This window comes from Anaerococcus sp. NML200537 (assembly GCF_026131715.1).
Classification (GTDB): domain Bacteria; phylum Bacillota; class Clostridia; order Tissierellales; family Peptoniphilaceae; genus Anaerococcus; species Anaerococcus kampingae.
Genome location: NZ_JAMXSL010000061.1, coordinates 1 through 6,827, shown reverse-complemented (window position 1 = coordinate 6,827; position 6,827 = coordinate 1). Strand labels below are relative to the sequence as shown.

The 6,827-nt window shown below is 33.7% G+C and carries 7 protein-coding genes; 4 read left to right on the top strand and 3 right to left on the bottom strand.

Going from position 1 to position 6,827, the window contains the following annotated elements:
* Positions 1 to 94 precede the first annotated feature (94 nt).
* From NH288_RS10995 to NH288_RS10980, 4 genes are all read left to right on the top strand, one after another.
* The gene (locus NH288_RS10995) at positions 95 to 679 is read left to right on the top strand and encodes a hypothetical protein (protein WP_265215340.1); all 585 of its coding nucleotides are present in this window, start codon (positions 95 to 97) and stop codon (positions 677 to 679) included.
* A 22-nt stretch (positions 680 to 701) separates the two neighbouring features.
* The gene (locus NH288_RS10990) at positions 702 to 1,289 is read left to right on the top strand and encodes a hypothetical protein (protein WP_265215339.1); all 588 of its coding nucleotides are present in this window, start codon (positions 702 to 704) and stop codon (positions 1,287 to 1,289) included.
* Between the two features lie 92 nt (positions 1,290 to 1,381).
* Positions 1,382 to 1,675: a hypothetical protein gene (locus tag NH288_RS10985; RefSeq protein WP_265215338.1), complete on the top strand. Its 294-nt coding sequence runs from the start codon at positions 1,382 to 1,384 to the stop codon at positions 1,673 to 1,675.
* The gene (locus NH288_RS10980) at positions 1,675 to 1,959 is read left to right on the top strand and encodes a hypothetical protein (protein WP_265215336.1); all 285 of its coding nucleotides are present in this window, start codon (positions 1,675 to 1,677) and stop codon (positions 1,957 to 1,959) included. The genes NH288_RS10985 and NH288_RS10980 overlap by 1 nt, the downstream gene beginning before the upstream one ends.
* 30 nt (positions 1,960 to 1,989) lie before the next feature.
* On the opposite strand, the gene NH288_RS10975 is transcribed toward NH288_RS10980, so the two are convergent.
* The 3 genes from NH288_RS10975 to NH288_RS10965 all read right to left on the bottom strand — a co-directional run bounded on the left by NH288_RS10975 (position 1,990) and on the right by NH288_RS10965 (position 6,248).
* A complete protein-coding gene (locus NH288_RS10975) occupies positions 1,990 to 2,697 on the bottom strand; it encodes a conjugal transfer protein TraX (RefSeq protein ID WP_265215334.1) in 708 nt (235 codons plus the stop codon).
* A 111-nt stretch (positions 2,698 to 2,808) separates the two neighbouring features.
* A complete protein-coding gene (gene ppdK / locus NH288_RS10970) occupies positions 2,809 to 5,433 on the bottom strand; it encodes a pyruvate, phosphate dikinase (RefSeq protein WP_265215332.1) in 2,625 nt (874 codons plus the stop codon).
* Positions 5,430 to 6,248 (bottom strand): pyruvate, water dikinase regulatory protein, encoded by an 819-nt coding sequence (locus tag NH288_RS10965; protein ID WP_265215330.1) that lies wholly within the window; start codon positions 6,246 to 6,248, stop codon positions 5,430 to 5,432. The genes ppdK and NH288_RS10965 overlap by 4 nt, the downstream gene beginning before the upstream one ends.
* Positions 6,249 to 6,827 lie beyond the last annotated feature (579 nt).

Here is a 6,827-nt window from a genome sequence, read left to right as displayed (position 1 = left end):
AGCGGCTCCTGCCGCTTTTTTTGAATTATTTAGGACATCCTTTTTTTAAAAAAATTTTGGGTATTATATAAGTAACAAGATAAAGGAGGATGAGATGAAAAAGTTTTTACTGATATGTGCCTTAGCCCTTGCTTTTACAGGCTGCAATAAGGAAGCTAATATAGAAGAGGGTGTAAAAATAAGCCAGGCTAAGACTGATGTAGATGTTGTGGAATATTTCGGCGAAGAAAAGAAATTAGACCTTTCCTACAATACTTACTCCCTCGAAGGACCGGATATAAAAAAGCTAGAAATGAAACTATTTTCTATAAAAGACGGGGAAGTTTCTGACTTTGTACATGGACATTTAATTGATGCTAAAGAAAATTCTTTGCTTGGTATTGGTTTTAATGAAAATTCCTATACTGACTTTAGGATAGAAGGAGATAAAGTAAATTATGCGGCAAGTTTTAAGTCAGATTCCGCTATGGACAAGGACTATTTTAACAAGACTTATTGGCTAGACCAAGCTGATATAAAAGATAAGGAATCAACTATCCTCTTTGTTGGGATGTCTAAGGATGATAAGGATATTGATATAAAAAATATCACAAAAGAAGACCTTAGAAAAATGACTGAAGAAGATAAGGACCTCAAGATTTTAGCCTTTGAACTTATACTAGATAAAAAAGAAAAGTAAATTCCATATTTAGGAGAAAAAAATGAAAAAGAGAAATGTATTATTAAGTTTATTTCTAATACTAATTTTAGGGGCTTGTAAGGTTGAAAGTCAAAATCCTGGAGAGGTTAAGCTTATAAAAGAAGATTTCGACCTTGACCTAAGGGTTGGTTTTGATGGCGGAGATTTGGTTGATTTTGGAGCCAATGTTTATTCATTTAAGGGAGATAAGGATGCCAACCTTCGTCTAAAATTAAAAATTTATGATAAGGGAAATGAAGATGATATTTTTGATATTGAACTTCCAAATATAGATGAGGGTAAAAAGCTAGGGGTCGCTATCACTTCAAATAACCTAAACCTTTATGAAATATCAGATAAAAAAATCTCTTTAATATCAGGAGCATACTTTGGAGATAGGATTTTCATAGATAAAAGAACAAATGCCTATACCTGGACTGATGGAGGAGTTCTTAAGGCGGGTGAGCCTCTAAGTATATTTGAATCTTATTCAACTTATTCAAAAGATCTAACTGTTTCAAGTCAGTGGAAGGAAGAAATAAAATCTGGACTCAAAAAAGACTTATCAGGCTTGGTTTTAGAAGTTGAACTAGAAAGTGATGAAAAATAGCGATAGATAGAACTAATAAAGAAGTATTTTATTCTTAATTGTATTGGTTCTTAAAAGTTTAAAATTACTATATTTATAAGAAAGGATTTATTATGGAAATTTTAGGAAAAGCACTCTATTTATTACTACTAACAGTTTTCATTAGATTTTTCTATTTTGTATTAAGAAAATCTTTTGAAGATAAAAATTCAACTACAGTTAAAATAGCAACTAGGGGGATTGTCTTATTTTTATATACAATTGCGATTTTAACACTCTTTGCCTATGCGATTTTTGCGACAGAAATGGGTGTAACGAAGAGAATTATATCAGGTCTTATTTCTATTTTTATGTCAATATATTTTGGTATAATTGTTAAGAAATATATAAAAAAGGAAGCTTACTAATGTGGTTAATTTTTGGTGCAGCTGCAATAATTACTGCCATTTTAAATATAATGAATTTCAAAAACTCTTCGGATTTTTTTAGGTTTTTGTCTTTATCTTTTACAAGTCTAACTGTATGTGCTTTTTATGCCGATGGGGCAGGAAGGATTATAAAAGAAGACTGGGCAGGACTTATGGATACCATGCCAACTATTTCTAAGGCTCTTTGGATATGTGTGGCCCTTTCAATTGTTATAAATTCTATTTCTCTAATAAAGTCTTATAAAATAAAAAACACAAAATAAAAAGGCAGCTTAAATAAATTAAGCTGTCTTTTAGATTTTAAAGGCCATCCTTATTATTCCAAAAATTAAAAGATGGACTGGGTAAAATAGGTAGTTAAATATTTTATTTTGTTTGCCTTTTTCTCCATTATATAAAAGTACGGTTGCAAAACCGAGGATGGCGTAGATTTCCTTGATGATTACTAGGTAGGAAAGAACTGATGCTAGGACTCTCTTATCATAGAAAACATAATATAGGTAGATGGTTATAATTGCATAATACTCATAGTCTGATGAGATTAGCATGGATCCTAGACATGACAGAGCTACAAGAATTAGCGATACGATGACCCAAAGAGGTCTATTTTTTATGCTTTCTTTTAGCCTATCAATTACCATTATGGTAAAAAGTCCAAGGGCAAGACCCCATAGAATATTTTGTGACCAGGTATTTACAAACTCAGCTGATTGGAACATATCGTAAGGGATTTCTGAAATCACCGCAAAAATTAAGAGATTCCTTAAATATTTCCAGCGTGATTTAGTTTTAAAAAATCCTTCCACTATCATAAAGGCAAAGATTGGAAAGGCAATTCTGCCTAGGATATCAAAGATAGTTGTAAGAATAACTAGGGGACCAGACCCAGTCAAAAATGGTGTTATGATTGCTTTATTAAAATGGTCTATAAACATTGAAGCAAAGGCTATATATTTAAGCTGAGCTCCATCTATTACTTTAAATTTTTTAAATTTTTCCATAAATTCTCCTTTTGGATTATTTGAAGATTTTATCCTAAGAATATAAAAATTGCAAATTTTTTATAAAAAAATCTCCGATTAGGAATTCTAACCGGAGATAATTTTTATAGCTTATTTATTTTTTTCGATTGCTGCTTGAGCTGCTGCAAGTTTAGCTATTGGAATTCTAAATGGTGAGCATGATACATAGTCAAGACCTACATTGTATAGGTATTTAACTGTATTTGGTTCTCCACCGTGTTCACCACAGATACCAAGGTGTAGGGCAGGATTTGCTTTGGATCCTTTTTCTACAGCTGTTTCTACTAAGAAGCCAACGCCTTTTTGATCTAGTACTTGGAATGGATCCTTTTCTAGGATATCTTTTTCGATGTAAGCTGGTAGGAATTTACCTGCGTCATCTCTTGATAGACCGAAGGTCATTTGTGTAAGGTCGTTTGTACCGAAACTGAAGAAGTCAGTAATTTGGGCGATTTCATCTGCTGTTATAGCTGCTCTTGGGATTTCAATCATGGTACCTAGTAGGTAGTCAATTTCCATGCCTTGTTCTTCAAATACTTTTTCAATTTCTTTTACAACTATATCTTTTACGTAAGCAAGTTCGTGTACATCTGATGAAAGTGGGATCATGATTTCTGGAACTACTTTTATGCCTTCTTTATTTAGTCTAATAGCTGCTTGCATGATTGCTCTTGCTTGCATTCTTGAGATTTCTGGATAGATTACACCAAGTCTTAGGCCTCTGAAACCTAGCATTGGGTTTACTTCTTGAAGTTCAGAAATTCTTTCGTGAATTCTTGCTGGTTGCATCTTTAATTCTAGGGCAAGGTCAGCGATTTCTTTTTCTCCCTTTGGTAGGAATTCGTGAAGTGGTGGGTCAAGAAGTCTTACAGTTACTGGTCTTTCTTCCATTAGTTTGTAGATTTGATAGAAGTCTTCTTCTTGCATTGGAAGGATTTTATCTAGAGCTGCTTGTCTTGTTTCAAGATCAGAAGCTAGGATCATCTTTCTAACTTGGAAGATTCTATCATCAGCAAAGAACATGTGTTCTGTTCTACATAGACCGATACCTTCAGCGCCAAATTCTAGAGCTTGTTTTGCATCTCTTGGTGTATCGGCATTTGTTCTAACTTTCATATCTCTATATTTATCTACCCATTCCATGAATGTTCCAAATGCTCCGTGCATTTGTGGTGGTTGGGTCTCAAGAGCTCCTGCATAGATTGCACCTGTTGAACCATCTATTGAAATTGTATCTTGATCTGTTAAAACTACATCGCCTACTCTTAGGGTATGTTCAAGTTCGTTTACGTGGATATCTGAAGCACCAGATACACAGCATTTACCCATACCTCTTGCTACTACTGCAGCGTGTGATGTCATACCGCCTCTTGCAGTAAGGATACCAACAGCTGATACCATACCTTCTAGGTCTTCTGGGCTTGTTTCCTCACGTACAAGGATTACAGTTTCACCATCTTTTGCTCTTTTTGCAGCTTCTGGTGCAGAGAAAGCTATCTTACCTACTGCAGCTCCTGGTGATGCTGCAAGACCTACTGTTAGGGCTTCAGCTTTATCTACAGCTGCTTGAGTGAAGGTAGGGTGGAGAAGTCCGTCTAAGTCTTGTGGGTTAACTCTTAATAGGGCTTCTTTTTCGTCAACTAAGCCTTCCTCTACCATATCTACAGCTACTTGGACTGCAGCTTGGGCAGTTCTTTTTCCATTTCTAGTTTGTAATAAATAGAGTTTACCATCTTGGATAGTAAATTCCATATCTTGCATATCTTTATAGTGTTTCTCAAGAGTTTGAGCTGTGTTTGCAAATTCATCATATACTTCAGGCATTAAGTCTTTTAGATGGCTGATTGGTTCTGGAGTACGAACACCTGCAACAACGTCTTCACCTTGAGCGTTCATTAGGTATTCACCATATAGAACGTTTTCTCCTGTAGCTGGGTTTCTAGAGAAGGCTACACCAGTACCGCTTGTTTCGCCCATGTTACCAAATACCATTGATTGAACGTTAACAGCTGTACCCATTTTATCATCAATATCGTTTAATTTTCTGTAAAGGATCGCCCTGTCGTTATTCCATGAAGAAAATACTGCAGCAATAGCAAGGTCTAATTGTTTTCTAGGATCTTGTGGGAATTCTTCGCCAGCAAGTTCTTTATAAACCACTTTATATTTATCAACTACATCTACAAAATCTTCGGCTGTAAGGTCATGGTCAGTTGCAACGCCTTTTTCATTTTTCTTGGCTGTTAGAACTTCTTCAAATTTATTTTTATCAAGTCCCATTGCAACATCAGCAAACATTTGAATAAATCTTCTGTAAGAGTCGTAAGCAAATCTTCTGTTTTGAGTTTTATTTTCAAGACCCTTAACAGCAACATCGTTAAGACCTAAGTTTAGGATAGTATCCATCATACCTGGCATTGATATAGGTGCACCAGATCTAACTGATACTAGAAGAGGATCTTCGTTATTACCAAAAGTTTTGCCATTGTGTTTTTCTAGGTCTTTAATATGTTCAGTGATTTCAGCATTTAATTCATCCCAAAGTTTTTTATCTTCTTTGTAGTATCTGATACATGCTTCTGTTGTTACTGAGAAACCATAAGGAACATTGATTCCCATGTTGGTCATTTCTGCAAGGTTTGCTCCCTTACCGCCTAGAAGGCTTCTCATTGACTTATCGCCTTCATCGAAGTTATAAACGTATTTTGTGCTCATAATTTTTCCCTTTCTTTATTTTGATTTAAATAATCAATTATAAGTTCCGAAGTTTCTTCTATAGATCTGTAAGTGACATCGATTATCGTACATCCCAAATCATTCATTAATTCAAGTGCGTAATCGATCTCGTTTTTGATACGCTCCTTAGAAGAGTAGAGAGAGTCTACTGAAAGATTGAGTGATTTTAGCCTTTCTTCTCTGATTTTTTTAAGTACATCCTTGTCAATAGTTAGACCGAAAATTTTACTTGGGTCAATTTCAAAAAGCGCCTGAGGGACTTTTGAATCTATAAGCAAGGGGATGTTACTAACTTTGTATCCCTTACTAGCCATATACATGGATAGGGGAGTTTTTGACGATCTTGAAACTCCTATGATAGCTATGTCGCAATGTTCAAGGCCCCTAAAATCTTGACCATCATCATATTTTATAGCAAAATCTAGGGCATCCATCCTCCTAGTATGGAGAAATTCAGTAGGGTCAATGAAATTAGATTCTTCGTGAGGATTTTCACCAAGAATCTTGGCCATGGAATTAATTGAATAATCCATAAGCTCAATGCTATTAATTTCATGAGCCTTACAGAAATTTTTGACATAGGCATTCATCTTAGAGTCTCTAAAAGAGTGATAAATTATTGAATTGTTAGAACTTTTAATTACACCTAGTATATCATTTAGCTTTGATAAGTTATTTAGATTGTCAAATACTTCTATTTTGTATTTGGCATCAAAATGACTCATGGTACTATTAACTATATCTTTTAATAGATAAGCACCGCCATCTGATATAAGGTAAATTTTTAAATCCATAATTACTCCTACACCAAGACTCTAAATATATTATAACAAAAAAAATCAAATAATGAAAATATTTTCATTAAGTCTGAAAATTTTTATTGATATATATTAAATTATATTCATTTTCGTAGATTTGTCTAGTAAAAAAATTATTAAAATTAATTTACCGTATCAAAGCTATCGTTTTCATAAAGTGTTTTTTTCTAAAAGGTCTATATATTGACATTTTGGCAAAGATAAATATAATAAGACTATTAAATCAAATATTAACAATGAAAAAGGAGTAGTCTAGAAATAAGCTTAGAGAGAAGATGGTCGGTGTAAATCTTACTTAGGACTAGGTGAAGGTTGTTTTCGTATATGTTAGTGTAGCATGCATAAATGCAAAAGAGAGTCTTTTTATAAAGAAATTTAGGTGGTAACGCGATAATTCGTCCTATTAAGCGCTACCGCCTTTTTATATTGAAAGACTAACTATTAAAAGTCAAGAGGTGAAACAAAGAAAATATAAGTAATGATATTGATAAAAACTGAATAAAAATAAGCATGAAAAAGCACCCTAAAGTTTAAGATTAAAAATAGGGTTAGTAA

Excerpts from the sequence above, each read along its gene's own strand:
- NH288_RS10990 (WP_265215339.1), top strand. The coding sequence starts at position 702 with ATGAAAAAGAGAAATGTATTATTAAGTTTATTTCTAATACTAATTTTA.
- NH288_RS10980 (WP_265215336.1), top strand. The coding sequence starts at position 1,675 with ATGTGGTTAATTTTTGGTGCAGCTGCAATAATTACTGCCATTTTAAAT.
- NH288_RS10985 (WP_265215338.1), top strand. The coding sequence starts at position 1,382 with ATGGAAATTTTAGGAAAAGCACTCTATTTATTACTACTAACAGTTTTC.
- NH288_RS10995 (WP_265215340.1), top strand. The coding sequence starts at position 95 with ATGAAAAAGTTTTTACTGATATGTGCCTTAGCCCTTGCTTTTACAGGC.
- ppdK (WP_265215332.1), bottom strand. The coding sequence starts at position 5,433 with ATGAGCACAAAATACGTTTATAACTTCGATGAAGGCGATAAGTCAATG.
- NH288_RS10975 (WP_265215334.1), bottom strand. The coding sequence starts at position 2,697 with ATGGAAAAATTTAAAAAATTTAAAGTAATAGATGGAGCTCAGCTTAAA.
- NH288_RS10965 (WP_265215330.1), bottom strand. The coding sequence starts at position 6,248 with ATGGATTTAAAAATTTACCTTATATCAGATGGCGGTGCTTATCTATTA.